The 25,532-nt window shown below is 63.6% G+C and carries 23 protein-coding genes and 1 tRNA gene; 15 read left to right on the top strand and 9 right to left on the bottom strand.

What is annotated here, in order from left to right; translation table 11 throughout:
- Positions 1 to 2: 2 nt before the first annotated feature.
- The 4 genes from KCG44_RS02995 to KCG44_RS02980 all read left to right on the top strand — a co-directional run bounded on the left by KCG44_RS02995 (position 3) and on the right by KCG44_RS02980 (position 2,160).
- The gene (locus tag KCG44_RS02995) at positions 3 to 473 is read left to right on the top strand and encodes a PaaI family thioesterase (RefSeq protein WP_218444111.1); all 471 of its coding nucleotides are present in this window, start codon (positions 3 to 5) and stop codon (positions 471 to 473) included.
- The gene (locus KCG44_RS02990) at positions 470 to 808 is read left to right on the top strand and encodes a DUF1491 family protein (RefSeq protein WP_369411926.1); all 339 of its coding nucleotides are present in this window, start codon (positions 470 to 472) and stop codon (positions 806 to 808) included. The genes KCG44_RS02995 and KCG44_RS02990 overlap by 4 nt, the downstream gene beginning before the upstream one ends.
- Positions 809 to 957: 149 nt before the next feature.
- A complete protein-coding gene (locus KCG44_RS02985) occupies positions 958 to 1,590 on the top strand; it encodes a cell wall hydrolase (RefSeq protein ID WP_218444108.1) in 633 nt (210 codons plus the stop codon).
- Positions 1,591 to 1,683: 93 nt separating this feature from the next.
- Entirely contained in the window at positions 1,684 to 2,160 is a 477-nt protein-coding gene (locus tag KCG44_RS02980) for an MmcB family DNA repair protein (protein WP_218444107.1), read from the top strand.
- A gap of 128 nt (positions 2,161 to 2,288) precedes the next feature.
- Here KCG44_RS02980 and KCG44_RS02975 read toward each other — a convergent pair whose 3' ends face one another.
- Together KCG44_RS02975 and KCG44_RS02970 are read right to left on the bottom strand one after the other, a co-directional pair.
- Positions 2,289 to 2,825, bottom strand: a complete 537-nt coding sequence (locus tag KCG44_RS02975; RefSeq protein WP_218444106.1) for an ActR/PrrA/RegA family redox response regulator transcription factor — start codon at positions 2,823 to 2,825, stop codon at positions 2,289 to 2,291.
- Positions 2,822 to 4,105, bottom strand: a complete 1,284-nt coding sequence (locus KCG44_RS02970) for an ActS/PrrB/RegB family redox-sensitive histidine kinase (protein ID WP_218444104.1) — start codon at positions 4,103 to 4,105, stop codon at positions 2,822 to 2,824. Before KCG44_RS02970 ends, KCG44_RS02975 begins: the two co-directional genes overlap by 4 nt.
- A gap of 171 nt (positions 4,106 to 4,276) precedes the next feature.
- Between KCG44_RS02970 and KCG44_RS02965 the strand changes: the two genes are divergently transcribed.
- On the top strand, positions 4,277 to 4,432 hold the full coding sequence (locus KCG44_RS02965) for a hypothetical protein (protein WP_218444103.1): 156 nt from the start codon (positions 4,277 to 4,279) through the stop codon (positions 4,430 to 4,432).
- A 22-nt stretch (positions 4,433 to 4,454) separates the two neighbouring features.
- Here KCG44_RS02965 and KCG44_RS02960 read toward each other — a convergent pair whose 3' ends face one another.
- Positions 4,455 to 5,048, bottom strand: coding sequence for an ankyrin repeat domain-containing protein (locus tag KCG44_RS02960; protein WP_255536272.1), 594 nt, complete (start codon positions 5,046 to 5,048; stop codon positions 4,455 to 4,457).
- 58 nt (positions 5,049 to 5,106) lie between these two features.
- Here KCG44_RS02960 and KCG44_RS02955 point away from each other — a divergent pair, with 58 nt between their 5' ends.
- From KCG44_RS02955 to KCG44_RS02945, 3 genes are read left to right on the top strand one after another with little or no spacing between them, the layout of a single operon-like run.
- On the top strand, positions 5,107 to 5,748 hold the full coding sequence (locus KCG44_RS02955; protein WP_218444101.1) for an SCO family protein: 642 nt from the start codon (positions 5,107 to 5,109) through the stop codon (positions 5,746 to 5,748).
- Entirely contained in the window at positions 5,745 to 6,179 is a 435-nt protein-coding gene (locus KCG44_RS02950) for a YcgN family cysteine cluster protein (protein ID WP_218444099.1), read from the top strand. The genes KCG44_RS02955 and KCG44_RS02950 overlap by 4 nt, the downstream gene beginning before the upstream one ends.
- Positions 6,176 to 6,895, top strand: a complete 720-nt coding sequence (locus KCG44_RS02945) for a M48 family metallopeptidase (protein ID WP_218444098.1) — start codon at positions 6,176 to 6,178, stop codon at positions 6,893 to 6,895. Before KCG44_RS02950 ends, KCG44_RS02945 begins: the two co-directional genes overlap by 4 nt.
- Here KCG44_RS02945 and KCG44_RS02940 read toward each other — a convergent pair.
- Positions 6,872 to 9,145: a transglycosylase domain-containing protein gene (locus KCG44_RS02940; RefSeq protein WP_218444097.1), complete on the bottom strand. Its 2,274-nt coding sequence runs from the start codon at positions 9,143 to 9,145 to the stop codon at positions 6,872 to 6,874. The genes KCG44_RS02945 and KCG44_RS02940 overlap by 24 nt on opposite strands.
- Positions 9,146 to 9,283: 138 nt before the next feature.
- On the opposite strand from KCG44_RS02940, the gene KCG44_RS02935 reads away from it, so the two are divergent.
- On the top strand, positions 9,284 to 10,828 hold the full coding sequence (locus KCG44_RS02935) for a lipopolysaccharide biosynthesis protein (protein WP_369411918.1): 1,545 nt from the start codon (positions 9,284 to 9,286) through the stop codon (positions 10,826 to 10,828).
- 32 nt (positions 10,829 to 10,860) lie between these two features.
- Here the strand turns inward: KCG44_RS02935 and KCG44_RS02930 are convergent, their stop codons facing one another.
- From KCG44_RS02930 to KCG44_RS02915, 4 genes are all read right to left on the bottom strand, one after another.
- Entirely contained in the window at positions 10,861 to 13,611 is a 2,751-nt protein-coding gene (locus KCG44_RS02930) for a patatin-like phospholipase family protein (protein WP_218444096.1), read from the bottom strand.
- Positions 13,612 to 13,707: 96 nt separating this feature from the next.
- Positions 13,708 to 14,988 carry a UDP-N-acetylglucosamine 1-carboxyvinyltransferase gene (gene murA / locus KCG44_RS02925; protein ID WP_218444095.1) on the bottom strand — a complete coding sequence of 427 codons (1,281 nt, stop codon included), beginning with the start codon at positions 14,986 to 14,988 and terminating at the stop codon, positions 13,708 to 13,710.
- A 3-nt stretch (positions 14,989 to 14,991) separates the two neighbouring features.
- Positions 14,992 to 15,891 carry an EamA family transporter RarD gene (rarD, locus tag KCG44_RS02920; RefSeq protein WP_218444093.1) on the bottom strand — a complete coding sequence of 300 codons (900 nt, stop codon included), beginning with the start codon at positions 15,889 to 15,891 and terminating at the stop codon, positions 14,992 to 14,994.
- 37 nt (positions 15,892 to 15,928) lie between these two features.
- Positions 15,929 to 18,223: a S8 family peptidase gene (locus KCG44_RS02915; protein ID WP_218444092.1), complete on the bottom strand. Its 2,295-nt coding sequence runs from the start codon at positions 18,221 to 18,223 to the stop codon at positions 15,929 to 15,931.
- Positions 18,224 to 18,325: 102 nt separating this feature from the next.
- Here KCG44_RS02915 and KCG44_RS02910 point away from each other — a divergent pair, with 102 nt between their 5' ends.
- From KCG44_RS02910 to dapE, 3 genes are read left to right on the top strand one after another with little or no spacing between them, the layout of a single operon-like run.
- The gene (locus tag KCG44_RS02910; RefSeq protein WP_218444091.1) at positions 18,326 to 18,994 is read left to right on the top strand and encodes a pyrimidine 5'-nucleotidase; all 669 of its coding nucleotides are present in this window, start codon (positions 18,326 to 18,328) and stop codon (positions 18,992 to 18,994) included.
- Positions 18,991 to 19,809 (top strand): 2,3,4,5-tetrahydropyridine-2,6-dicarboxylate N-succinyltransferase, encoded by an 819-nt coding sequence (gene dapD, locus KCG44_RS02905; protein WP_218444090.1) that lies wholly within the window; start codon positions 18,991 to 18,993, stop codon positions 19,807 to 19,809. Before KCG44_RS02910 ends, dapD begins: the two co-directional genes overlap by 4 nt.
- Entirely contained in the window at positions 19,802 to 20,959 is a 1,158-nt protein-coding gene (dapE, locus tag KCG44_RS02900) for a succinyl-diaminopimelate desuccinylase (protein ID WP_369411917.1), read from the top strand. Before dapD ends, dapE begins: the two co-directional genes overlap by 8 nt.
- Positions 20,960 to 21,018: 59 nt before the next feature.
- Here dapE and KCG44_RS02895 read toward each other — a convergent pair whose 3' ends face one another.
- The gene (locus tag KCG44_RS02895) at positions 21,019 to 21,684 is read right to left on the bottom strand and encodes a hypothetical protein (RefSeq protein WP_218444087.1); all 666 of its coding nucleotides are present in this window, start codon (positions 21,682 to 21,684) and stop codon (positions 21,019 to 21,021) included.
- A gap of 117 nt (positions 21,685 to 21,801) precedes the next feature.
- Between KCG44_RS02895 and KCG44_RS02890 the strand changes: the two genes are divergently transcribed.
- The 3 genes from KCG44_RS02890 to KCG44_RS02880 all read left to right on the top strand — a co-directional run bounded on the left by KCG44_RS02890 (position 21,802) and on the right by KCG44_RS02880 (position 25,526).
- Positions 21,802 to 21,878, top strand: a tRNA-Arg gene (locus tag KCG44_RS02890).
- 494 nt (positions 21,879 to 22,372) lie between these two features.
- Positions 22,373 to 24,937 carry a M10 family metallopeptidase gene (locus KCG44_RS02885; RefSeq protein ID WP_218444086.1) on the top strand — a complete coding sequence of 855 codons (2,565 nt, stop codon included), beginning with the start codon at positions 22,373 to 22,375 and terminating at the stop codon, positions 24,935 to 24,937.
- A 70-nt stretch (positions 24,938 to 25,007) separates the two neighbouring features.
- Positions 25,008 to 25,526: a UPF0262 family protein gene (locus KCG44_RS02880; protein ID WP_218444085.1), complete on the top strand. Its 519-nt coding sequence runs from the start codon at positions 25,008 to 25,010 to the stop codon at positions 25,524 to 25,526.
- Positions 25,527 to 25,532 lie beyond the last annotated feature (6 nt).

Below are 25,532 nucleotides of genomic sequence, written 5' to 3'. Positions count from 1 at the left end.
TTATGACCGGGCTGGCACATCGTTCGGCGCTGGAGAGACTCTATGCCCGCGCGCCGATCAACGACATGTTTTCGTCGCGTCTGACCTTGCCGGCGGAAGGTGTGTCGCGGATTGAATTCGACGTGCACCCGCAGCATTTTCATGCCGCCGGGGCCGCGCATGGCACCATCTATTTCAAGATGCTGGACGACGCGGCCTTTTACGCCGTCAATTCCCTCGTGAGCGACGTGTTCATACTGACGACCGCCTTCAATCTTCACATGGAGCGGCCCGTGCCCGCCGGACCCCTGGTCGCCGAAGGCCGTTTCGTCAGCGGCAGACGGCGGCTCTATGTCGGCGAGAGCACGCTGACGACGGCCGATGGCGAGGAAGTCGCGCGCGGTACCGGCACATTCATGCGCTCGAAAATCGCACTGGCGGATCTCGATGGTTATCGGCGCCAGGATCAGCATGAAAAGGATGTCGGCGCCTGACCCGCCTGCCGACCAGATTATGGTTGGACGGGCTGCGCCGGAACGTCACGACGAACGGCGGGTTCGCCACGATCATCGCCAAGGGTGAGCCCGTGGCCGGCGCGGTGATCCTGATCCTGCGCGGCCGCGATTCGCACGTGTCCGCCTGGGCACGAACAAACCTTGGCGACGGCACGGTGGACTGGCGCGCACTGGTGGAAAACGAGCCGGAAGACAGTAAAAAACTGGAAGAAACGCTGGAGAAACAGCGCCGCTATGATCCTGATTTATGGTTAATTGAACTGGACATCCCTGATCCTGCACAGTTCATCGCGGATTTGGCCTCGGTAAGTTGATATTTAGGGATTTTGACTGCATCTTCCTGAAACAAGGAATTTGCGCCAATGGGGGCGTCTGGATTTAACGAGATCGACTGAGTGCAGTTACAGTTTGCACGCCGGGCACGACTTAAGACCCGCACCGATCCTTAAACGGACTAAAACACATGTTGAAATCAAAGCGGGCCATCGCACTGGCCCTCGGCAGTCTTGGGCTGCTCGCAGCCGCAGACGTATCGACCGACCTGCAAGCCGCACCGGTCGTTCTGCAGGATGCGCCGCCCGTCACATTCACGCTGGAAGCGGAGGATTTCGACTTTATCCAGCCGCTGGCCGCTGTTTCCACGCAGGCCGAGATCGAGGCGCCCGCGCATGATATCAGCCTCAATACGCTGGTTCGCAACGTGCGCGACTATGGTACGCCCGAGCTGGACGAAGAAATGCGCTGCCTTGCGAGCGCCGTGTATAATGAAGCCCGCGGTGAACCGCTGGAGGGACAGCTTGCCGTCGCGCAGGTCGTCCTGAACCGTGTCGACGATCGTCGCTGGCCGTCCTCGATCTGCGCAGTGGTCTACCAGCGCTCGCAGTTCAGCTTCACATTTGACGGCAAGCCCGATGTTCCGGCGGTGCCGAACAATAATTGGAAGCGCGCGGAGGCCGTCGCGGTTGTCGCGGCGACGGAAAATTGGGAAGACGTGACCGACGAGGCTGTCTTTTTCCACGCGACATATGTGCAGCCGAAATGGCGCCGGGCGTTCGAAAAAACGGCCGATATCGGTCAGCATATCTTTTACCGCTAGGCCGTCCTCCCGTTTCGACCGGTCGGGCCGCGCACCGGCGGCCCGGAATGATAACGGGTTTCGCCTGCCGATATGTTCCGGTAATGTTCCCGGATGCAGGACATCGCCCTTTCCGATTCGCCGCTGACCGCGCACGATGTCGCAAGAGGCATTGCACGGCTGTTCTGGCAGCGTAAGTCACACTGCCTGACCGAGATGATGCTGCCGGGTGGACGCCGGGCCGACATCATGTCCTTTGGCGAGGACGGCCGAATTACCATCGTCGAGATCAAGGTGTCCGTCGCCGATCTGCGCGGCGATGCGAAATGGCGCGACTATTTGCCCTGGTGCGATGAATTCTACTGGGGAATCCCGGCGGGATTCGAGGCGTCACTACTGGACGAGGCGTGCTTCTCTCCGGAAATGAGCGGGCTGATCGTGGCGGACCGGTTCGAGGCCGCCGTCCTGCGCCCGCCCGCGCAGGACAGTCTGGCACCCGCCCGGCGCAAACGGGCGACGCTATTGTTCGCGCGGGCCGCAGCGGCGCGGCACATGCGCAATGCGGACCCGTTCCTGGAAGGGAGGGGATAGCCGGTTCATTGCCCTCCATATGCCGGGCGCGCGCCCTGTCACGGAAGCGGACGCCTTCTGGCGGGGCGAGGAATCAGCGCGGTCCGGCTGCCGCGACCTGCGAGGCTGCCGCCCGCCGTGACAGCCGTTTATTGCGGGCTGCGCTTGGCCAGAATGCGCTGCAAGGTGCGGCGGTGCATTTTCAGGCGGCGCGCGGTTTCCGAGACGTTGCGGTCGCAAAGCTCGTAGACCCGCTGTATATGCTCCCAGCGCACCCGGTCGGCCGACATTGGATCCTCGGGCGGGGCCGGTTTGTCGCCCGAATTGGCATCGAGGGCCTTGATGATGTCATCGGGATCCGCCGGCTTTGCGAGATAGTCGACCGCTCCGGCCTTCACCGCGGCCACGGCAGTGGCGAGATTGCCATAGCCCGTCAGCATCACGATGCGGATGCCCGGATTGGCGGCGCGCAGCTCTCCGACAAGATCAAGGCCGCTGCCATCCTCCAGCCGCATGTCGAGCACGGCATGGGTGGGCTTCGACGTGGCGGCGAGTGACCGCGCCTCTGCAAGACCAGCGGCAGCAAGAACGTCATAGCCCCGGCGCGACAAGGTGAGGTCGAGCCGCTGCCGAAAGCTGTTGTCGTCGTCGACAAGCAGCAGCGTGCCTTCCTTGGTGTCACTCATATGATCGTCTCCTGTTCCTCGGCCTCTTTCTGAGGCCAGCTGATTTCAACCCGCGCGCCGCCGCGCTGGCGATTGCCGAACCGGACCCGCGCGCCCGTCCGCTCCAAAAGCGTTGTCGCGATGAATATCCCAAGGCCCGTGCCACCGCTGCCTGAACGGGAGGGACCAAGATAGGGTTCCCCGAGGTGCGGTAACAGGTCCGCGCGGAAACCGGGACCATCATCCTCGATATGGATGGCAAGCCGGTCCGTATCCGCTGTGGCGGCCAGGACCACTTCGCTTGTGGCGAAGCGCAGCGCATTGTCGACCAGGTTTAAAAGACCGTGCCGAAGTTCCGATGTACGCGGGACGATGGGGAGCGACGTTGCCGCGGGCGCCACCGTGATGGGTACCCGCGCTTCCGGGAAATCATGGGCGATTTCGTGGAGAAGCGTTGACAGGGGCAGTTCCGGAAACGGCGCCTCCGCCTCGGATCGCTGCGCGATACCGGTGAGGATGGCGCGGCACCGCTCCGCCTCCCGCGCGAGCAGTTCCACATCGGCGCCGAAGTCGGGATCGCCGCTCAACTCCTGATTCAGGTCCTTTGCGATGAGGGTGATCGTGCCCAATGGTCCGCCAAGCTCGTGCGCCGCCGCCGCCGCCATCGCGCCCAGCGCGGACATCTTCGTTTCCCGCTCCAGAACGGCCTGCGTGGTCACCAGCGCCTGCTGCCAGCGCCGCGCCTCCAGCGATACGCGAAGGACATAGAGCGCGATAAAGATAATGGTGAAAGCCAGCGCCGCAAAAATCGCGCCCTGAAGCAATTCGGGCATGGCAGGCGGGTTGCCATTCCACGGCAGCGGCCGTGCCCACTGCCAATCCGCGAACAGGATCGCGATGGCGATGGCGATCAGCACGAAAGTTGCCCGGCTGGACAGCAGCGTGGCGGAAACGACCACAGGCACGATCATCAGAACGACAAAGGGATTGCCGATCCCGCCGGTCAGGAACAGCAGCACGCCCAGCTGTACGAGGTCGAAGCCAAGATGTGCCAGCGCTTCACCGCCGACCAGCCGCGCCTTGCGCGGATACAGGAACAGCAGGCTGCAGTTCAGGATGAAGGAGGCGAGAATGGCCGCCGCCGCTGCCAGATAGGGGAATTCGAAACGAAGGCCGAGGGCGACGATGAGCAGAGTGATCGCCTGTCCGCCAATCGCCATCCAGCGGATCATGATGAGCGTGCGTACCCGGATACCCGGTATTCCCAGGGTCTCCGGCAGGGGGTGGGTCGCGCTTTTCATTACGGATGCTATAGCGTGCTGACAGGAAAGAAAATATGAGCCAATCCGCACAGGCTGACCGGTCCTCAAGGGCGCGCCTGGCCTGTTTCGCAAGATGTATGACGATGCGGCGGACACGCGTCCGATAAAGCGGGCTATGCATGGCTGGCCGATGGGCTGCCGAAAGATGCGGTGCTGATCACCAGTGGCCTGAAACGCACCGAAGCGACGGCGGATGCCTTCATTGCCGAGGGCTATGCGGCCGCCGAGCGCCACATCGACGCGCGGTTCGAAGCGCGGGTCTGCGGGCGATTGACGAACCCCATATGTCATCGCAGGCCGACTTAACCCTGCGGATATATGCCGGGTGCTATAGGGCCGGGCCGACCTTGTCCTCAGCCTCATTTTCGAAATTTTCGATGAGCGTCAGGATCCGGCGGGCACGGCGGTCGCGGGCGGCATAGTCGCGGGCGCTGAGTCCGGCGACGTGATCGGCCTGGTCGGGATTGGCCCCGGCCTTCAAGAGCAGGCGGACAGCCTCCATATCGGCACGCTGAACGGCGCGAATAAGCGGCGTTTCTCCGCGATTATTGGCAAGATCGACGCGCGCGCCATAAGCGAGCAGTAGCTGTACGCCGTCGGTGAAGCGCAAACTGGCGGCCAGGATCAGCGGCGTGTCGCCGGCATCGTCCTTCACGTTCACGTCCGCGCCGAAACCCTTCAGGAAATTGATCCACGATGCGTCACGCTTTTCGGTGACGATATGCAGCGCCGTTCGCCCGCTTTCGCGTTTCTTGCTGTTTATGATCGTGGACGAGGCGGATTCGGCCATGGCCTTGACCTCCGCGGCATTTTCTTCCTCGACCGCCTTGAAGAACTCGTAACGCTCGCTGAACTGTGCCGATGCGGGTACCGATAATGCCATCGCGGTCGCCGCTGCGACGAAGAGTCGTCCCCATATCATGACCATCTGTCCCTGTTCACCTGTGGATTCATACGCCAGTTTCTATAGTCTATACGACATGAACACGAAACAACCAGACGCCGCGCGCACGCGTTCGGGCGCCTTTCTCGCCGCTATCATCATGCTTGGCCTTGCCGCCTGCTCCGAGACTTCGCAGGAAACGGAGGCGGCGGCCCAGGGCACGAATTATCCAATGGCCGGTGCCGCGATCGGCGGCGATTTCGCGCTGACCGATGCGGCAGGTGACATCATTACCGATGACAGCCTGAAGGGCCGGTGGCGGCTCATCTACTTCGGGTATACGTTTTGCCCGGATGTCTGTCCGGTCGATGCGGAACGCATGGGCCGCGCCTACCGGTTGGTCGAGCAGGCCGCCCTCGCCGCGGCCGGAAATCTCGTGCCGATCTTCATCAGCGTGGACCCGGAGCGCGACACGCCGGAAATCGCCGGTGAGTTCGCGGCGAACTTCCACCCCAAAATGCTCGGCCTGTCGGGATCGCCGGACGCGGTGCAGCAGGCGGTCGATGCGTATCGCATCTACGCCTCGAAAGCCGATGCGCGCGAGGATGGTTTCTATCTGGTCGATCACAGCGCCTATATCTATTTGATGGACGCCGACGGTAAGCCGGTGAATATCTATGCGCGCGATGTCTCCCCCGAAGATATGGCAAAGGACATAGAGCGCTGGATGACGTCATGACAGCGCCGTTCTGGGAGACCGTCCCTTTGGAAAAAATGACACGGGATCAATGGGAAAGCCTGTGCGATGGCTGCGGCAAATGCTGCCTGATGAAAATGGAGGATGAGGATACCGGCGACGTTATCCCGACGAATATCGCCTGCCGCCTGCTGGACCGGGATACCTGCCGCTGTTCCGATTACCGCCGCAGAAAGGCGCATGTCCCGGACTGCGTCCGGCTGACGGCGGCCAGGATCGAGACCTTCGCATGGCTGCCTACGACCTGCGCCTATCGGCTGGTCGCGCAGGGCGAGACGCTGCCGGAATGGCACCCCCTGGTGAGCGGCGATCCCGATAGCGTGCATGAGGCCGGTATTTCGGTGCGCGGCTGGACCGTGTCAGAGCTGGACGCCGGTCCCATGGAGCATCATCTGACCACACGGGTCCTGTGACAACGGACATTTTTCATGTGGCGGGGCGGCAGGTTCCGGTCGTTTTCCTGCCCAATCCGCGGGCGCGGCGGATCACGCTACGCGCCGATCCGCGGCTGGGCCGCATCACGGTCAGTCATCCGCGTCACCTGCGCCGCGCAAAGGCGGAGCGCTTTCTGGCGGAAAAACACGCCTGGATCACCGCCCAGCTGGAAACATGGCCAGCGCCGCAGCCCTTTCAGGATGGCGGTACGCTGCCGTTCGAGGGAGAGGATATCAGCATCCGCCATGACGTCACCGCGCGCCGCATGCCCGCGCTTTCGGGTGCCGTCCTGACCGTCGGCGGTCCGGCCGACATGATTTCAGGGCGCGTCGAGCGATGGCTACGCACCGAGGCGCGCGCGAGGCTGACCGAGGATAGCCGGGCCTGCGCGGCGCAACTGGAGCCGGGTGCCGCGATCAGCCGCATCACGTCGGTGCGCGTTCGGGATACGGCGAGCCGCTGGGGCAGCTGCAATCCGCATCGAGGCACTATCAATTACAGCTGGCGGCTGATCCTGGCGCCGCCGCTGGTGCGCCGTGCCGTCGTCGCCCATGAAGTGGCGCATCTGGTGCATGCCGGTCACGGACCGGAGTTCCATGCGCTGGCAGATCGGCTGGCGGGCGGCACACAGCGCGAATCCGACATCTGGCTGCGCGCGCACGGCGCGGACTTACACCGGGTCGGCAGGCAATAGGTTCGACGGTCCGGGCGCGGCGGCACCGGACGTTCGTCCGCCCGCCGGTCGTTGCGGAGGCCTGGCTGGCGCGGCAGCGCTTGGGGCGCGTTCATCCAGCCAGCCATCGTCAGCGGCGGGACGACCCGGCGGACGCGGCCTGGTCGGCACATCGGCGGCGCGCATGTCCGACGGCGGCGGACGGCCATAGTCGACCTCGACATCAGCCTCGGCCTGCGCCGCGCCCGGCGATTGTCCGGTTCCGACCTGCGGCGCCTGCTGACCGGCGTGGGAAGGTGCGTAGGCGGCCCCGGCCCCGGCGGCATCGGTCAAAGGCGCGAAGTCGTCGCCATACCGTGTTTCATCGCCTGAATAATCGTCTTCCGGCCATGTATCTTCGGCCCAGTCGCTGCCTTCCCATGTGTCGTCGAGACCGTAAACTTCCGCATCCGGCTCCGCGAACACGTCATCGATGCGGATGTCGCTGTCGAGCTCCTGGATCGGCATGCCCTTGGTCGCGGCGCGCATGTAGACGGCAAAGGCGCGGGCGGGCGCGGCCCCCCCGGTGAGGCCGGGAACGGGCGAATTGTCATCGCGGCCCATCCAGACGCCCGTCGTGATATCGCCCGTGAAACCGACGAAATAGCCGTCGCGATAGTCGCTGGTCGTGCCCGTCTTGCCTGCGACCGGCCGGTCGATCCGCGCGGCGCGGCCTGTGCCGGTTTCCACCGCCGCGCGCAGCATGTTGGTCATGTTGGTTGCGACCCAGGGCGCGACCAGCACGCGCGGCGTGCGCACATCGCGTTCGTAAAGCAAACGGCCATTTGCGGTCTCGATACGTGTGATTCCAAAGGGCTCGACGGCGACACCGCCGCGCGCGACGGCCGCATAGGCCGCCGTCATCTCGATCAGGCGCACGGTGGAGGTCCCGAGCGTCATGGCAGGCCGCCGGCTGATCCTCGTCTGAATGCCAAAACGCTCCGCCATATCGGCGACATTGTCGATGCCGTTTCTGTAGCCAAGCTGCGCCGCGACACTGTTTGACGACCGCGCCGCGGCTTCCCGCATGGTGATCTCGCCGCGATAGGAGCGGCCATAGTTGCGCGGGGTCCAGCCTTCGATGGTGACGGGCGTGTCGCTGACGATATCGTCAGGCAACTGCCCGCCCTCAATGGCGGCGAGATAGACGAACAGCTTCCATGCGGATCCGGGCTGGCGCTCCGCAATCGTGGCGCGGTTATAGTTGGAATCGACATAATCCCGGCCGCCCATCATCGCCCGCACCGCGCCGTCATGGCTCATCGATACCAGCGCGCCCTGCACGCCTTCGGGCGTCTGGCCCTTGACCGCGTCGGCGGCGGCGATCTGCATCGCGGAAAGCAGTGTCGTCGTCACGACGAGCGGTTCCTTCGTCTCGTCGGTCAGCCGCTCGACCTGCGACAGGACCCAGTCGGTGAAGTAGCGGACATCGTTCGCCTTTGGCTGCGGCGCGAATTCAAGCGCCGCGATTTCCCTGCGCACGGCATCGCCATCGGACACGACGCCCTGCTCCTCCATCAGGCGGGCGACCACGTCGGCGCGGCCGCGGGCGCGTTCCGCATCAGCGGACGGCGCGAAGCGGCTCGGCGCCTTCACAAGACCGGCGATGATGGCCGATTCCGCCGGTGTCATCTGGGTGGCGGAATGGCCGTAAAAGCGGCGGCTGGCGGCATCGATGCCATAGGCACCGCCGCCGAAATAGACACGGTTCAGGTACAGCTCGATGATCTGCTGCTTGGTGAATTTGCGCTCCATCGCGAGCGCGAGCAGCGCCTCGCGAAGCTTGCGGGTATAGGTACGCTCGTTCGACAGAAAGATGTTGCGCGCGAGCTGCTGCGTGATGGTCGACGCGCCCTGCGGCCTGCGATCCGCCGTGACATTGATGTAAAACGCACGGGCCATGCCCTTCGGGTCGATACCCGGATGCGACATGAAGCGCTTGTCCTCCACCGCCAGCATGGACTGCACCATGATGGGCGGGATCTCGTCATAGCTGAGCCAGCCGCCATAGCTGGGACCCTGATTCACGAGGACGGCGCCGTCCGCGCTTTTCACGCGCACAGCCTGACCCACAGGCGATGTCCGCAGCGTATCGAAACCGGGAAGGGTCGCCATGGTGATGCCAACGGCAATGACGAGACCGATCACGCTCAACAGGCCGATGGCCAGCGTGGATTTCCACGCATAACCCCATGCGCGGCGCAGGAAAGAGGGGGAAGAGGATCGTGCCATGGAAGTCCGGTCTAGAGGCATTGCAGCACTACGGGAAGTTCCCGTTTCGTGCGGAACATCTGCACAAGGGATGAACTTCCATAGCCGGATACGTGTTTCCGTTGCCGTCCCCCTCGCTGGCCGTCATAACCGGCGGCTGTGAGCGCTCCCGATCGCCCTGACCAAGCCTCCGATGGAGGGAAAGACGCGCGCGGGGCCGATACGCAGGCGCTGGCAAAGGGCGGGCGCACGAATTTCTTCGGTTTCCTTCTTCGCCTGATGGCGCGCATCCCGTTTCTGGTGATTGCCGGGCAGTTTTACGGGGCGGAGGCGCTTGGCCGTTTCGCCTATGCGATCATGATCGTCGAGCTGATGGCGGTGCTGGCCACGCTGGGGCTGAGACGCGGGATCGCCGCTGAACTGGCGAAGCAGGAGCGGCCCCCCGCGCATGTCATCGGCGACGCCCTGCTTGCCGCCGTGCTGATGGCGTCGATCGGGGCGGGCATCATGGTGGCGGTTCCCGAAGTCGTGTTTCCCGCATCCAAGATCAGCGGGCTCGATCGTCTGTTTCCGCTGTCGGCGCTGTTTCTGGTCGGGTCCGAAGTGACGCTGGCCGCGCTGGCCTACCGGCACAATGTGCAGGCGGCGGTAACGGCGCGCGCCATTGTCGAACCCTGGACCATCACGCTTGTGGCCGCCGCGCTCGCCTTTGTCCCTGACTGGAAGCCCGACGCCCTCATCATGGCCTATGCGGCATCGATGGTGATGGCATTCATCGCGTCGGTGATTCCGTGCGTGCGCATGTACGGCCTGCCCGTGGGCTGGTCGCCGCGCCCGGCGCAGCTGCTCCTGATCATGAAAGCGAACTGGCCACTGGCGGGTGCCGACGCCGTCGACTGGGCGATGCGGCGTATTGACGTCATCATTCTTGGCCAGTTCGCCGCGCCCGCCGTGCTGGGCGTCTATTATGTCGCGCAGCAATTCGCGTCCCTGCCGCAAAAGCTGAAAGTCACCTTCGACCCCATCCTGGCCCCGGTGATCGCACATGGCGTCAAGGCGAAGGATTATGGCAATATCGGCCAGCAATTGCGCCAGGTCGGATTCTGGATCATCTCCGCACAGCTGGGCATCGCGCTTTGCCTCGGCTTTACCGGCGAAGCCTCGATGGAGCTGATCGGTGACGGATTCGGCGCGGGGGCGGGCATCCTGTTCCTGCTGCTGGCCGCCGAAGTGCTGTATGTGACGGGCGCGGTCAGCGAAGGCGCGCTGGTATATATGGCGCGGCACCGCAATCTCATGGCGTCACTGATTGTGCTGGCGGCGCAGATCGCCATGACGCTGGTGTTCGTCCAGCTGTTCGATGTCATCTTTCCCGATGTCGCGGAGACGCGGCCGGTGCAGGGGATCGGCGCGGCGCTCGCCGTTGCCCTTGCCGCGCTGCTGTCGAGCACGTTGAAGGTGTCCCTGATGCACCATCTGATTCCGGAGCGCGTTAGCGGCCTGCGCTGGGTGTTCGTGCCTGTCACGATCGTCATGGTCGCTGCGGGATTTGCCGCGATGACGTTCCTGCCGCCCTTCTGGCTGCTTGCGGCGGGCCTGCCCTCTCTCGTAGCGCTCTATGCCGCGATGATGTGGTTGTTTGGTTTCAAGGGTCCCGACCGGCTGTTGTTCACACGGCTCTCCGCAGCGAAAGAAACGCCATGATCCGTATCGGCGTAGATCTCGTCGGCCATCCGCTATTCCCTTATGGCATGTTCGAGGATGTGCTCGTCGGGGCGGGACCGCGGTACGCTGGCGACCCAGTCCGCCAGTTTGCGGAACAGGTCGGGATCGCCATATCTTCCGCTTAGCAGTGCCATCACAAGAGCATAGCCGACGGCGCGATAACTCTCCCACTGCGCCTCGCCAAAAAACTGGTCCATGGTGGATTCCTGCGGAAAATCGGGATGCGCTTTCCCAAAGGCGACAATGTCATGCGGCATGTCGCGGTAACGACCGGGTTTCAGCCAGATGATGGCATGTTTCAGGATCTGCCCGCCGGGATTTTCGGGGTCGCGGGCATAGGCGTTGAGGAGCAGCGCCTTCTGCCGTCCGCCGCCGCGCGCATTCTGCCGCCAGTCGCTGGTCGCATTCATGAACTGTAATGCGGTACGGGCACCGAACAGCGCCTCCACTTCGCCGGGCGCAGCGGCGTTGATGGACAGGCCGAGATCGACGCGCGCCTTGCGGATCAGGTTTTCCAGGTCACCAAAGCTGCCGCCCACATCCTGTCCGTGGTCGCAGGCGACGATGGTGCCGACGCCGCGGCGCAGCAGCTCGTAAACGCCGGAATTGTCGAAATGCCCGCCGTCCGACAGGAAGACGCGCTCCGTATTGCGGTGGAACCGCGCGGTCATCTCGCGGCGCAGATAGTCGTAGGTCCAGCCGGGAAAGGGAAAGCGGTCCCAGCCGGCATGCGCGCTGCGGATGGTGTCCTTCACCTTCCACCAATAGCCGAGCCGGACATTGGCGAAGGTCATCGCCATGGCGGTGCCGACGCTGGTCATCTGGCCCATGCCGGTGGAGGCCGCCGCGCCCGAAATCGCGCACAGCTGGCCGACGCTGAGCGTCTCGGCATTGGCAAGCTCGTCCCAGCCGAAATGTGCGTCGGTTCCGGTTTCGCGTGCGCGTGCGCCGTCGATGGTCAGGCCGCTGGGACCGAAAACCGCCGGTAGCCCCTTGCGATCCCGCGCCACCAGCTGGGCCGGGTCGCGTGTGACGTTCAGCGTGGTGTTGATCAGATGCATGGGCGCGGCGTTGATCTGTGCCTGATAGTCGGCGATCTCCATGTCATCGAGCGGGTGGCTTTCCGTCACCTTTGGCGGCGGCCTGTCCTGGCTTGTCGGCCCCAGCCGCTGCAGATTCGCAGCCCCCAGATAGGCGCGGGTCAGACGCGCGGCATAGAGATTGTGCAGCGACGACATGTTGATGAAATTCGTCGCGAGGCCGATCAGCGAGAAAGCAAATGCGAAGAGGCCGAGCGTCATGAGAACGGCGTCGAGCTGCGGCGCCTGCGTGCCGCTGGCGGGCCAGGCGATGGTCGGCCAGTAAAGCGCGTGGGCCATCGCGGTACCGGCGACGGCGAGGACCGTGTACATCAGGAGGCCGAAGACGAGCGCGATGACCGGGCCGTATTTGCTGAGTTTCGCCAGCATGCCGCCGCCCTCTTTCGGGCCGCCTTTCAGGAGGCGGTTGGCCATCCATGTCGCGATCGGGGTCAGAACAGCGATCGTGCCGCCCGTTATGCTGAGCCTTACGCCCTCCCCCTGACCGAGCGTGAGAAGGGAAAGCGCGGCCGTGTCGATCACCGCGAATGTGAGCAGCCCCATCAGGACCGTGTTGACCGTCGCCGCCCCCCGGGTGATCCGGCGGCGAAGGTCGCCGACGCTTCTGTCGTCCCCGCTTCGAAACCAGCAGATCGCCCCCGCGATCACCGCGCCGAGAATGAGGACGCTGGCCGTCAGCGCGAGGAACCAGGCCAGCGGAGACCCCAATTTCATCTTGTCGACGATCCAGAGATCAAATGCGAGCGCCGCAGCGATGGCCGTGCCCGCCAGATACTCGCTGGCGGCGATGACAAGGAGCGCCATCAAGATCCCGGCCAGTAAAAAGATGGCGAACGCGCGGAAACCGGTTCGCCCCTCGGATGGGAAACGCCGGATCGGCACGGTGTACCAATAGGCCATCGCCTGCGCGAGGGCGAGGAGCGCGAAGACCGGTATGAAGAGGAAACCGGGACTGAGCCGCAATGCGGGCTGATCGCCCGGCCCGACAAATTCGTGCAGGGCGGGCCATTTATCGAGCATGGCGACGAGGCCATGCGTCGCCGCGATCAGAAAGATGAAGACGGCGGCGATACTGAACATGAAGAGCATCGTCAGCGCCAGCCAGTTACGGCTCATATAGCTGAGCGCGGCGCCCAGGTCGCTCGGCCCGTTCGGCGCCATGTAACGGCCATGTTCACGCAGCCACCAGATGGGGTTCTTCCAGAAACGCCCCTGTCTCGCGCCGCCGCGCGCCTGGCCGTGTATGTCCACCTCCAGCGCGTTGACGTCGGTCGCGAGGATATTGTGCGCGAATTTCGAGCGGGCGGCGGCGGCGGCGCGCGCATCGTCCCCGGCAGCGCTCAGCTCGGCCCCGGTATGGCGGAACAGGCGGCCGATGAAGCTGCCCATATATCCGCCGCCGGACACAGTGGACATATAGTCGAAGTCGCACAGCCGCTTCTGGCGCGAAAGCGCCTGCAATATGCCAAGCGAGAGCGTCGCCGAGCGGATGCCGCCGCCCGAAAGCGCCAGGCCAAGTGTGGGGCCAGGTGCCGGGCCGCCATCACCGGCGCGTGCGTGCGACGGCCAGGAATGATCGCCGTGAATCTCTGCTATCAGCGCGCGGCGTTCGCGAATGCGTGCGATTTCTTCCGGATCTGACGTCGTCGGGCCTGCGATCATCCCGGCCTTCTCCTGCGGGCAATGGTGGCGGTACGCAGTACAGAACAGGGACTAGACACGCCAAAGCGCGCGCAGGTCAAGTCTTTCGAAGGCGGCTTAGTCGCCGCTGGCGCGCTCGATATCCGCGCCGACCGCGCTCAGCTTCTCCTCTAGCCGCTCATAGCCGCGGTCCAGATGATGCACGCGCAGGACCTGTGTTTCGCCCCTGGCGGCAAGGCCGGCGATGATGAGACTCATGGAGGCGCGAAGGTCGGTCGCCATGACGGGCGCGCCGTTCAGCGCGTCGACCCCGCGCACCGTCGCCGTGCGTCCGGCAACCTCGACCTGCGCGCCCATGCGCTCCAGCTCGCCTGCGTGCATGAAGCGGTTTTCAAAGATCGTTTCGGTCAGCACGCTGGTTCCCTTGGCGAGCGTCAGCATGGCCATCATCTGCGCCTGCATGTCGGTCGGAAAATCAGGGAATGGCTGCGTTTCGATCGTGAGCGGCTGGATATCGCCGTCGCAGCGGACACGCATGCCGTCCTCGGTCGGTTCGATGCTGACACCGGCGGCGCGCAGCTTCTCGATAACAGCCTCGAAAGTTTCCGGCTGCGCGCCGACCAGTTCGACATCGCCGCCCGTAATCGCGGCGGCGCAGGCATAGCTGCCCGCCTCGATCCGGTCCGACATGACGGAATAGGTATCGCCGTGCAGGCTGGTGACGCCCTTGATCGTAAGCGTCGCCGTGCCGACGCCGGAAATCTTCGCACCCATGCCGATCAGGCATTGCGCAAGATCGGTAATCTCTGGTTCCTGGGCGGCGTTTTCGATTATGGTTTCGCCATGCGCAAGAACGGCCGCCATCAGGGCGTTTTCCGTCGCGCCGACCGAAACGGTCGGGAATTTGACAAGGCCGCCCTTCAGCCCGTCCTTTGCCGTGGCGGTCACGAAATGCGCGCCAATTTCGATGTCCGCGCCCAAGGCTTCCATCGCCTTCAGATGCAGGTCGATGGGCCGCGCGCCGATCTGGCAGCCGCCGGGCAGCGGCACCCGCGCATGGCCCATGCGCGCCAGCAGCGGTCCCAGGACAAGGATCGAGGCGCGCATCTTGCGGTTGATGTCCGCGGGCGCCTCCGTCGATGTGATCCGCCCGGCTTTCAGCGTCATGACGCGGCCAAAGACTTCCGGGCGCTTGCCCTCGATTTCCGTCGAAACGCCAAGCTGGTTCACCAGATGTCCGAAGGTATCGACATCGGCGAGGCGCGGCAGGTTCCTGAGCGTCAGGGGCTCTTCCGTGAGGAGAGCCGCCGGAATGAGGGTGAGGGCCGCGTTTTTCGCACCGGAAATCTGAATGCGGCCCGACAGGCGGTTACCGCCGCGAATGATAATCTTGTCCATCCCTCAAGCCTTAGCGGCGACCGGGCGGCGGCGAAAGCTGCCGTAGGAGAAAGCGGCAAGACCGGCCCAGATGAATGCGAATGCGAGAAGCCGTATCGGTGTCATCGGCTCATCATAGGCAAAAACGCCCAGCAGGAACACGCAGCTGGGGGCGAGATATTGCAGGAATCCGAGCGCGGTCAGGCTGAGGCGGCGCGCCGCGTGGCCGAACAGGCCAAGCGGAAGCGAGGTGACGGCTCCCGACAGGATCAGCAGCACCATCAGGCCGGTGTCGGGAACGAACAGGCCGCCCTCAGCCGCAAGCAGCCACCAGATACCGATGGGGGCAAGAAGCGCGGTCTCGATCATCAGCCCGGTCACGGCGTCGACCGCCGCGCGGTTGCGGGCGAAACTGTAAAGCGCGAAGCAGGTCGCGAGGCCGAGCGACAAAAGCGGTATGCCGCCCTGCGCGATGGTCATGACGCCAATGCCGACCGCGGCCAGCGCCGTCGCGACCCACTGCCAGCGGCCCATTTTCTCGCCGAGCAGGACGACGCCGAGAGCGGTATTGATGAGCGGCTGGATGAAATAACCGAGGCTGGTGTCAAGCACGCGCTCGTTCAGTACCGCCCATGTGTAAAGGTACCAGTTGCCGCCGATCATCGCGGCGGAAAAGAGTAACCACATCAGGAGGCGGATATCCGTCACGGCCGCCCGCACGCGGTCATATTTTCCGATGATGGCGACGATCGCGATCAGCAGCAGCGCCGACCACAGAACGCGGTGCGCAAGGACGCTCGCGGCGGCCATGGGCTCCAGCAATTTCAGGTAAACCGGCATCAGACCCCACAGCAGATACGCCCCGATGCCTGCGTAAAATCCGCGCCGCCGCTCCTCGGCAGATATCTCGTAGATGGTCGCCATCGCCGCCCCTTACGCGTCGATGGCCGGGATGTCCTGCCTAGAAACGGGTTTCGATGCGGATCGCCGCGCCCATATCCGCGTCCGCATGCGCGCGGTGGCCGGGCTCGTTCCTGTAAAACAGATTGGCCTGCAGTGCGCCGCCCATCACCGGCCGTTCATAGGCGGCCTCCACGGCAATTTCCCGGCCCGACGGCGTAAGGTTCGCGCGCGTCAGGGTGAAGATCGGCGCGCGGGCCGCATAGTCATAGGCCGTCGGCCGGGCGAGCGTGATGTCGCCGCCTTCGATACGGAGCGGCTGAGACAGTTTCAGACCGAGCATGTCACCGGCCATGAACGCATTGCGGCGGCTGAGGTCAAAGGCGAAACCGCTGGACCGCAGGCGTTCAGACGACCGGGTGAGACCGCCAGTGACGACGTCGAGACTGGTCAGGCCGCCGCGCATGTCGGCGCCGAACGACCAGCCGTCAGCCAATACGATATCGATACGGGCGGCAAGAAAATCACTGTCTGCCCCCGCGATGCCAAGAACGTCACTGCCACGCGAACCGAGAAAACTGCCCGCTTCGCCGAGCCGTTCATAGCCGAGCGATAGGTGCGCCTGACCGAATGTCCGTGATGCCTGCAGGGCCAGCCGGGACGCCGTCAGCGCGGCGTCGTCCGCCGTGGACCGTCTATCGGCAGGCGAGGCGAAGGATCTGCCCGTGCCTGCGGCTGCGCCCAGTGTCCACGGCCCAAATTCGTGACTGACCGCCGCGGCCCCCTGGCTGACGATACCGTCATCGCCGAAGCGCTGATCACTGGCGAGCCAGGATGGTCCGCTATTCCCCGTTGCCAGCGTGCCGAGCAGCGCGCGCGGCGAGACGCCATAGCCAAAGGCGGCGCCAAGGCCCGGGGCGGGGCTGCCGGTGACATAGCCGTTTACCGGTGTTCGCGCCCTGCCGCCGCCCGCGCGCGCATCGAGCGCCTGCGCCTCCAGGCTGGACGCGAACAGGCCCGATCGCCCGCCGGCGAGCGAGAGGGTGAGCGCCGCTGGCCCGAATCCGGTGCGCGCGGAGCGGCTCTCCGCCAATAGCGGACCGATCAGCTTCCCGAGGGCGGCGCGCGCGGCGACTCGGTTGCCAATGCCCACCGTGAAGGCGCGGCCATAGCGATCGAGCACGATCACCTGTCCGAGCGATGTACCGAATTTGCCACCGTCCCCCGCAGCGCCGCCAAAGGTCGCGAGCGGATCATTGTCATTCGCCAGCGGCGTCCTGCTGCCCGCAAGGCTGGTCTGGCCCCGCGCCTGAAAGGCGGCGGCAATATTGACTTGGCCCTGGCCGAATTCGGCATCGACACCGGCTGCGCCGAGGTCGCGGGCGCTGGTGCGCAGAATCTCGATGGCGTCATCGGCCGACAGGTTCGGAAATGCGGAGAATAGCAGGGCGAACGCGCCGGAAATACCGGGCGCGGCATAGGACGTGCCGCTGAATTCGAACAGCTGACCGGTCTGATCGAAAGAAACGACGCTTTCGCCGATGGTGGCGAAAAAATGGCGACGGCCGCTTCCGGCCTTGTTGCTGAACGTCGCCATGGTGTTTTCCGGCGTCAGCGCACCGGCAATGATCACGCGTCCGCGCGCCTCTGGCGTCAGCGCCACGAGCGCCAGCGGATCCGGATTGTCCTCGCCGTCATTTCCCGACGAGATAATGATAATCATGTCGGCCGCGGTGGCGCGATCGATGGCGCGGCGCAATACCGGCTCTGCCGCCGATCCGCCGAGGGAGATGTTAACGACGCGCGCGCCCGCCTCCCGCGAGATGTCGATGCCGGTCGCGATATCGGTGTCGGCGAATGTGCACCCGTCTTCGCTGGTGCAGCTGCCGATCGAATCGGCCTTGGTGACGACCAGCGTGGCTTCGGGAGCGACGCCCTGGACGGATGAATTGTTTCTGGCGGCGGCAATGACGGCGCTGACGGACGTTCCGTGGCCGTCGCTGTCGAGCAGGCTGGCGCCGGTGTTCAGATTGCGGCTGGCCGGATCCACACGGCCGGCAAATTCCGGGCTGGTCGTGTTGAGGCCGGAATCGATCACGCCGACCTTGACGCCCGCGCCAAATGCGCCCGCCTCATAGGCGGTAAGGGCACCGACCGTCACGGCGGCGTTGGACCTGCGATATTCAGCGGTGTTGAAATTCGAGGGGGGCGGTGTCGGGGTCGGTGTCGGGGCCGGCGTTGGGGTGGGCGCCGCGGGCGTGATCGGCCTGGCCGAACTGCCGCCCCCGCCGCCGCAGGCCGAGACGAGCGCCGACAGCGCGCAGACGCACAGGAGTGCGGAGAGCTTATTCTTCATTTCGCGGGCCTGACACGCAAGGATGGAAACGATCACATAGCTATACGTGAGTAATTATGTCGAATTGCTGAACCCGTGCATTCCGACTATGCGCGGGACGCAATGATCGACCTTTCCCGCATCGACACCTGGCTTTTCGATATGGACAACACGCTCTATCCGGCGAGCGTGAACCTGTTTTCCCATATCGATGAGCGTATGGGCGCTTTCATCGCCGAGGAACTTGGCGTCGACCGGGGCGAGGCGCGGCGCATTCAGAAGGCGTTTTTCCACGAACATGGCACGACCCTGCGCGGATTGATGGACGAACATGACGTCACACCGCAGCGATTTCTGGATTATGTCCATGATATCGACATGAGCGCGCTGACCGAGGATGCCCGCGTGACGGCGGGCATTGCGGCGCTGCCCGGTCGCAAGTTCGTCTTCACCAATGGCGACGTCGCTTATGCCGACAAAGTCCTCAGCCGACTTGGTCTCGGCGCGCATTTTGAGGCGGTGCACGACATCCACGCCATGGACTATCGTCCGAAACCGGAACCCGGTGCCTATCGCGGCATGTGCAAACGTCACGATATCGATCCGGAGCGCAGCCTGTTCGTCGAGGACATGGCGCGGAACCTGGCACCGGCCAAGGCGCTCGGCATGAGGACGGTATGGATAGACAATGGCAGCGAATCGGCGGCTTATTGCGCGGACATGAATTGCGTCGACCTGGTCATCGATGATCTGGGTGACTGGCTCGCGCGCGTTACGAAGGACATGACATGACACTGGAACAGACAATCGACACGGCGTGGGACGCGCGCGCCGATCTTGGCACCGATACACAAGGCGACGTACGGGAGGCCGTCAATGCCGCGCTCGACGGCCTCGATTCCGGCAGGATGCGCGTCGCGGAGAAGATCGACGGATCATGGCATGTGCACCAGTGGCTGAAAAAGGCGGTGCTGCTGTCCTTCCGCCTGAACGACAACCGCCTGATGAAGGGCGCTGACGGCACCGGGAACAGCTTTGACAAGGTGCCGTCGAAATTCGCCGACTGGGACGCGGCGCGGTTCCGCGCGGCGGGCTTTCGCGCTGTCCCGGGTGCCATCGTCCGGCACGGCGCGCATATCGGCCATGACGTCGTCCTGATGCCCAGCTTCACAAATATCGGCGCCTATGTGGGCGACGGCACGATGATCGACACCTGGGCCTCGGTCGGCAGCTGCGCGCAGGTCGGAAGGAACTGCCACATCTCCGCAGGGACAGGCATTGGCGGCGTGCTGGAGCCGCTGCAGGCGAATCCGACGATTATCGAGGATAACTGCTTTATCGGCGCCCGGTCCGAAGTGGTCGAAGGCGTCATCGTCGGCGAAGGCAGCGTGATTGCCATGGGCGTTTTCATCACCGGCTCCACGAAGATCATCGACCGCGCGACGGGCGAGACCTTCCGCGGCCATGTACCCGCCTATAGCGTTGTGGTGCCCGGCACGCTGCCGGATCCCAAGGGCGGCCCCAGCCTGGCGTGCGCCGTCATCGTGAAACGCGTGGATGCGCAGACCCGGTCGAAGACGAGCGTCAACGAGTTGCTGCGTGCCTGACGGGCTTCGCGCCGCGCTACCGCTCGCACAGGCGCTGGTCCGCTGCCCAAGCGTGACGCCGCTGGATGAGGGGGCGCAGGATGTGCTGGCGGGGGCGCTGGAGGCGGCGGGGTTTTCCGTCTGGCGTCATGTCTGGGGCGAAGCGCCGGACGGCCCCGTCCATAATCTGTTCGCGCGGCGCGATCATGGCGGCGGCGGGCGGCATTTCGCCTTTGCCGGTCATACTGACGTCGTGCCGCCGGGCGAGCGGGCGCAGTGGGATGTCGATCCCTTCGCCGCAGAGGTGAAGGACGGCATGCTGGTCGGGCGCGGCGCGTCCGACATGAAATCCGCCATCGCCGCGTTCGTCAGCGCCGCCGAAGCGGTGCGGCCGGATGCTGGCAGTATCAGCCTGGTCATCACCGGGGACGAGGAAGGCCCGGCGACCTACGGGACGAAGCTGCTGCTGAAGTGGATGGCGGAAAACGGGCATGTGCCCGATCACTGTCTGGTCGGAGAGCCGACCAGCCGCGGCAAACTGGGCGATATGGTGAAAATCGGCCGACGCGGCTCCGTCAATGCCTGGGTGCGGGTCAAGGGCGCGCAGGGGCATGTCGCCTATCCGCACATGGCGTCAAATCCGATCCCGCCGCTGACCGAGATCCTGTCGCGGCTGCAGCATAGGGTGCTGGACGAGGGCAATAGCTGGTTCCAGCCGTCGAATCTGGAAGTGACCGACCTCCATGTCGGCAACCCGGCGCATAACATCATCCCGGCGATGGCCGAGGCACGGCTCAATATCCGGTTCAACGATATGCACAGCGGCGCGGGGCTGGTGGACTGGATGCGCGAAACCGCCGCTGACGTCAGTGAGAATGCCGAGGTGGAGGCGATCATATCGGGCGAATCGTTCCTGACGCCGCCAGGTGCATTTTCGTCGCTGATCGCTGACGCCATTTCGGCGGAGACCGGCGCCGCACCTGAGCTGTCAACGAGCGGCGGTACGTCCGACGCGCGCTTCATTCGCAGTTTCTGCCCCGTCGTGGAATGCGGCCTGGTCGGTGCATCAATGCACAAGGTCGGTGAACATGCCGCCGTGGAGGATATCGAAGCGCTGGCACGAATCTATGTGCGCATCCTTGACGGATATTTCGCCGACTCTTTCGCCTGAGCGGGGCCATTCCGTTGCCCGGGATGGAAATCCGGCGGGAAGTCGTCTTGCGCGACTTGTCAGCCGCCCTGCCGCGCGGCGCATGTGGGTTTCATGGCGGTTTCGTCTGTTCGCAATGCCTCTGACGCCGCCGGTGCCGCTGATATTGTCGGCGCGCTGCCGCCTGCGTTCGCCGTAGCCGGTTGTTCCAGTCGATCACGAAATTCGTTGAAGGCGCCCATATGCGCGTCGCGAAACGCCGCAAGGTCACGCGCCAGTCGCGCGCGTTCGGGATCGACATCCATGCCCAGCGCCCGATTGGGAAGGTCCGTCGCCAGCTGCGCGTCGATGCCAGCGGTGCGGGCGAATACCGCTTCGAATCGGCTGAGGGCGATTTGCGCGGTCCCCCAGCTTTCCGACCCGGGAGGACCGGCGGCGGCGATTCGCTGAGCGGTCCGCACCCGGGCGGCTTCCCACGCCTGGCGAATGTCCGCGAGCTCGGCGCTCATTTGCGCCGTCAGCGGTGCCGCCGTGCCAGTGCTGGAACCGGTGAGAATGTCAGGGACGGCGCGCGGCGCCGGCGCGGGCGTCGCAGGGCGCGCCGTCAGCGATGTACGCGACGCGCACGGGCCCGGAGCAACACCCTCTCCCGGGCGGTGGGCGAGGCTGGGCCACGCCCCGTCCCCGCCGCTGGCGCAGGCGGGCAGCAGAATCAGTGGGATCAAGAGCGCGTATCGGACAGCCATGACCGCGACTCATAAGCCGGACAAACCCGACAGCAAGCCCCCGGCATGATGTGGCCGGTGGAAAGCGGACTTGATCCCGGGCGATGGTCGCCCTAAGTGCCGCCACCTCGAAAGTGCGCGCCCGTAGCTCAGCTGGATAGAGTACCTGACTACGAATCAGGGGGTCGGAGGTTCGAATCCTTCCGGGCGCGCCATTCTCATTTCGTTCGAACCCCTGCCCGATTCTCTTGAGGATTCGAACTCACGTTCGATGGGCACGCCTTTTTTGTCGATCGTCGGAACAATTTTTTCGTTTTTCGCCGCCGGCCGCAATTTTGTGGTTTTCCTGTCGGCTCAGCATGTCATCCCGAGCGGTACCGGCACGTGCGCGATCTTTGCCAGCCGTGAAACCGCGATATTGGCTATTAAGCATCTTCTCATATGGCTTTATGACGAATATCTTGCGAAATCCTTTCGATTCCGCAGCGAAAACGCAAAGAAATAGCGCTGATTTGCCGTGCGTCTTCGGTTCATCGCTAAACCGGTGCGCCTGACCGCGCGGAGCCTTTTTTGTGACCCCTTTTTCCGTATGGCGACGCCTGAACGTGGGTGGGGACCCGGTTTTAGGCTGACGTTTAACGTGTGGTTATCTTCTGCGCGCTAGCCCCTGCTCATATTAATTTTATCTTCGCAAGAGGGCTCGCGTACCATGCCAATTAATACTGCACTCGTTGACCAGCTGAACACGACCAGCCGCTGGTATCATCTCGACGGGAGTAAGGTTGACGAAATCAGCTTCGGGTTTACCACGAGCTCGGCTTTCGCGTCAGGCCGCGGCGAAGAATCCGGCTGGAAAGCATTCAATGCCAAACAGGAAGCGTCATCGCGCAAGGCGCTTGAGCTTTGGGACGACCTGATCGCACCCAGCTTTGTCGAATCGGCCGACCCCAATGTGGGCGATATAAAGTTCAGTCAGACAACGAGTAATATCGGCTTTGCGCATGCCTATTTTCCCGGCATCGTCGGCCGTGAGGTCTCTTCAAGCGACCGCATGAATGGTTCCGTCTGGCTCAATGCGGGGAACTCCACGCTGCGCGATCCGGACGTCGGCGAATATGGCTTCCAGACGATCATCCACGAAATCGGTCACGCACTCGGCCTCAACCATGCCGGCAATTATAATGGCGGGTCGCCGCGCTACGGCGATACCAAGACCGGCTGGCTGTATACCGAGGACACCTGGCAGTTCACGGTGATGTCCTATTTCAATTCGTCCAATACCGGTGCTGACTGGTACTCAAACGGTAACGTCCGCGTGCAGACGCCAATGGTCTACGACATTCTGGCGATTCAGGAAAAATACGGCGCCGACTTCACCACCCGCGCTGGCGACACAACATATGGTTTCAACAGCAATGCCGGTAATGATATCTATGATTTCACGGTGAATGCACGTCCGGTCATGACCATCTGGGATGGGGCCGGTAATGACACGATCGACCTGTCCGGCTTCTCCGCCGACCAGCGCCTCGACCTTGCCGAGGGTGCCTATTCCGATGTCGGCGTCGGTCTGACGCTGAATTTCGCGATCGCCTACGGTGCCAAGATTGAAAACGGCGTCGGTGGTAGCGGCAATGATTCGCTATCCGGTAACGCGCTGGGTAATATTCTGAAGGGCGGCGCCGGCAATGATGTGTTGTACGGCCTTGGCGGGGATGACACGCTTGAGGGCGGCAGCGGCAATGATGTTTTCCATGGCGGTCTCGGCAATGATATCGTGCGCGGCGGCAGCGGCCTAGACATCGTCAAGATCAGCGCGGCCTCCACCGAGGTGACCGTGCAGGAGGTCACCGGCGGTGTGACCATCCTCGGCGAGGGCCTTGACCACGTCTTCAACGATGTCGAGCAGTTCGCCTTTTCCGACAAGACCTTGTCCTATGCAGAAGTTCTCACCCTCATCGCTGGCGCACCGAACCCGGACCCTGACCCTGACCCGGACCCTGTGCCAGATCCAGACCCCGCTCCGAAACCGGATGGCGCGATCATTGATTTCGAAGCGGCCGATATTTCGAGCTATTCCAACCAGGACCGATCGCCAGATGCCTTTGCCGTCGACGGCGATCAACTGACGTTCACGGGCAATAGCTGGAAGAAGCTGGCAATCGATTACAATATCGACGCTGACACCATGCTGACGTTCTCGTTCCGCAGTTCACAGCTCGGTGAGATCCATGGCATCGGGTTTGACACTGATAATCGCCATTCGAGCACCCAGTATTTCAACCTGTTCGGCGAGGCCGGCTGGGGCATCAGAGATTTTGAATATACCGGCAATGGTGAGTGGCAGACGTTCACCATCCGCCTTGGCGATTATGTCGACGGGGATATCTCCTACCTCACGTTCATCAACGATGACGACGACGCTGGCAATGGTCTGGGCAGAAGCGAATTTGCCAATGTTTCCATCTACCAGGATGGTCAGGTTCCCGATCCTGACCCCACGCCTGACCCAGACCCCGACCCCAATCCGGTCGCGCCGCCTTTGGACTTCAGCGCGTTGCAGGTCACGAGCTATTCCAACCAGGATCGCGCGCCCGATGCCTTCACGGTGTCCGGCAACACGATCAGCCTTGATGGCAATAGCTGGAAAAAGGTCGAAACCGACTATTCAGTGACGGCGGACACGATCCTGACCTTCTCTTTCCGCGCGCTGAAGGAAGGCGAAATCCAGGGCGTCGGTTTCGACACCGACAACCAGCATGCCTCCACCCAGTATTTCAACCTGTTCGGTGAATCCGGCTATGGCATCAGCGATTTTAAATATACCGGCAATGGGGAATGGCAGACCTTCACGATCCGCCTTGGCGACTATGTTCAGGGTGACATCTCGTACCTGACCTTCATCAATGATGACGACAATGCCGGCAATGGCCTGGGTGCCAGCGAAATCCGCGACGTGCGCATTTTCGAAGAAGGCGCGAACGGATCCGAAGAAGGCGACGTGTTCGACCATCGTGGTCACGATCACGGGCCGTGCGGACATGACGGATGCGGTGACCACTGCAATCACGATCACGACGACAATGAGGGGGGCAATCATGGCGATCATGACCATGACGGCGTGCCCGGCATCGATGCCGATATTCAGCCGCTGAACGCCGTGTTTGCCGACAAAGGTAATTTCGTCGCGCAACTCGGTGATGACGATATCGCCTTGCTGATGGGCGGATTTTCCGATTTTACGCTGCTGGACAACATGCCTGCGATTCTCTGAGGTCGGCAGGATCACGAAGGGGGCCGGTTCGCATTTTCGCGTGAACCGGCCCTTTTTTTTGCAACCGGCAATGCGAGCGCCTAGGAGCGTCGGCGTGAGCGAGCCCCTTCCCACCCACCGTATCGTCGATGTGGCCCTGGATGACCGAACCATCCTGTGGCGCAGCGCCGATATCGAGCAGGAACGCCGCGTGGCGATTTTCGACCTGCTGGAGGGCAATCGCTTCTACGTCGCGACCGAGGCCGCCTCCGCATATCCGGGACCCTATCGCATCCTGCTGCGTGTCGAGGATGGACGGCTGGCCATCGATGTCAGCGACGAGGGCGGCGCGAAGCTCGACACGATCATCGTCCCCCTCAGCCCGTTTCGCCGGACCGTGCGCGATTATTTCGCGATTTGCGAAAGCTATTATCAGGCCATTCGCCAGTCGACGCCGCACGAGATCGAAACCATCGACATGGCCCGCCGCGGTATTCATAATGACGCCGCCGACCTGCTGATCGAGCGCCTGTCCGGTAAGATCGACGTCGATTTCGACACCGCCCGCCGCCTGTTCACCCTCATCTGCGTGCTGCACATCAAAGGATAAGCCCGA

The organism is Pacificimonas pallii (assembly GCF_019204005.1).
GTDB classification, from domain to species: Bacteria; Pseudomonadota; Alphaproteobacteria; order Sphingomonadales; family Sphingomonadaceae; genus Pacificimonas; species Pacificimonas pallii.
This window is presented reverse-complemented; position numbering and strand designations above follow the sequence as displayed.

What these genes read in the sequence shown, in the direction of transcription:
- KCG44_RS02940 (WP_218444097.1), bottom strand. Translation starts at nt 9,145, where the DNA reads ATGGCACGATCCTCTTCCCCCTCTTTCCTGCGCCGCGCATGGGGTTAT.
- KCG44_RS02955 (WP_218444101.1), top strand. Translation starts at nt 5,107, where the DNA reads ATGAACACGAAACAACCAGACGCCGCGCGCACGCGTTCGGGCGCCTTT.
- dapD (WP_218444090.1), top strand. Translation starts at nt 18,991, where the DNA reads ATGACACTGGAACAGACAATCGACACGGCGTGGGACGCGCGCGCCGAT.
- KCG44_RS02975 (WP_218444106.1), bottom strand. Translation starts at nt 2,825, where the DNA reads ATGAGTGACACCAAGGAAGGCACGCTGCTGCTTGTCGACGACGACAAC.
- KCG44_RS02960 (WP_255536272.1), bottom strand. Translation starts at nt 5,048, where the DNA reads ATGATATGGGGACGACTCTTCGTCGCAGCGGCGACCGCGATGGCATTA.
- KCG44_RS02880 (WP_218444085.1), top strand. Translation starts at nt 25,008, where the DNA reads ATGCGAGCGCCTAGGAGCGTCGGCGTGAGCGAGCCCCTTCCCACCCAC.
- KCG44_RS02970 (WP_218444104.1), bottom strand. Translation starts at nt 4,105, where the DNA reads ATGAAAAGCGCGACCCACCCCCTGCCGGAGACCCTGGGAATACCGGGT.
- KCG44_RS02885 (WP_218444086.1), top strand. Translation starts at nt 22,373, where the DNA reads ATGCCAATTAATACTGCACTCGTTGACCAGCTGAACACGACCAGCCGC.
- KCG44_RS02995 (WP_218444111.1), top strand. Translation starts at nt 3, where the DNA reads ATGACCGGGCTGGCACATCGTTCGGCGCTGGAGAGACTCTATGCCCGC.
- KCG44_RS02950 (WP_218444099.1), top strand. Translation starts at nt 5,745, where the DNA reads ATGACAGCGCCGTTCTGGGAGACCGTCCCTTTGGAAAAAATGACACGG.
- KCG44_RS02980 (WP_218444107.1), top strand. Translation starts at nt 1,684, where the DNA reads ATGCAGGACATCGCCCTTTCCGATTCGCCGCTGACCGCGCACGATGTC.
- KCG44_RS02910 (WP_218444091.1), top strand. Translation starts at nt 18,326, where the DNA reads ATGATCGACCTTTCCCGCATCGACACCTGGCTTTTCGATATGGACAAC.
- murA (WP_218444095.1), bottom strand. Translation starts at nt 14,988, where the DNA reads ATGGACAAGATTATCATTCGCGGCGGTAACCGCCTGTCGGGCCGCATT.
- KCG44_RS02895 (WP_218444087.1), bottom strand. Translation starts at nt 21,684, where the DNA reads ATGGCTGTCCGATACGCGCTCTTGATCCCACTGATTCTGCTGCCCGCC.
- KCG44_RS02985 (WP_218444108.1), top strand. Translation starts at nt 958, where the DNA reads ATGTTGAAATCAAAGCGGGCCATCGCACTGGCCCTCGGCAGTCTTGGG.
- rarD (WP_218444093.1), bottom strand. Translation starts at nt 15,891, where the DNA reads ATGGCGACCATCTACGAGATATCTGCCGAGGAGCGGCGGCGCGGATTT.
- KCG44_RS02930 (WP_218444096.1), bottom strand. Translation starts at nt 13,611, where the DNA reads ATGATCGCAGGCCCGACGACGTCAGATCCGGAAGAAATCGCACGCATT.
- KCG44_RS02915 (WP_218444092.1), bottom strand. Translation starts at nt 18,223, where the DNA reads ATGAAGAATAAGCTCTCCGCACTCCTGTGCGTCTGCGCGCTGTCGGCG.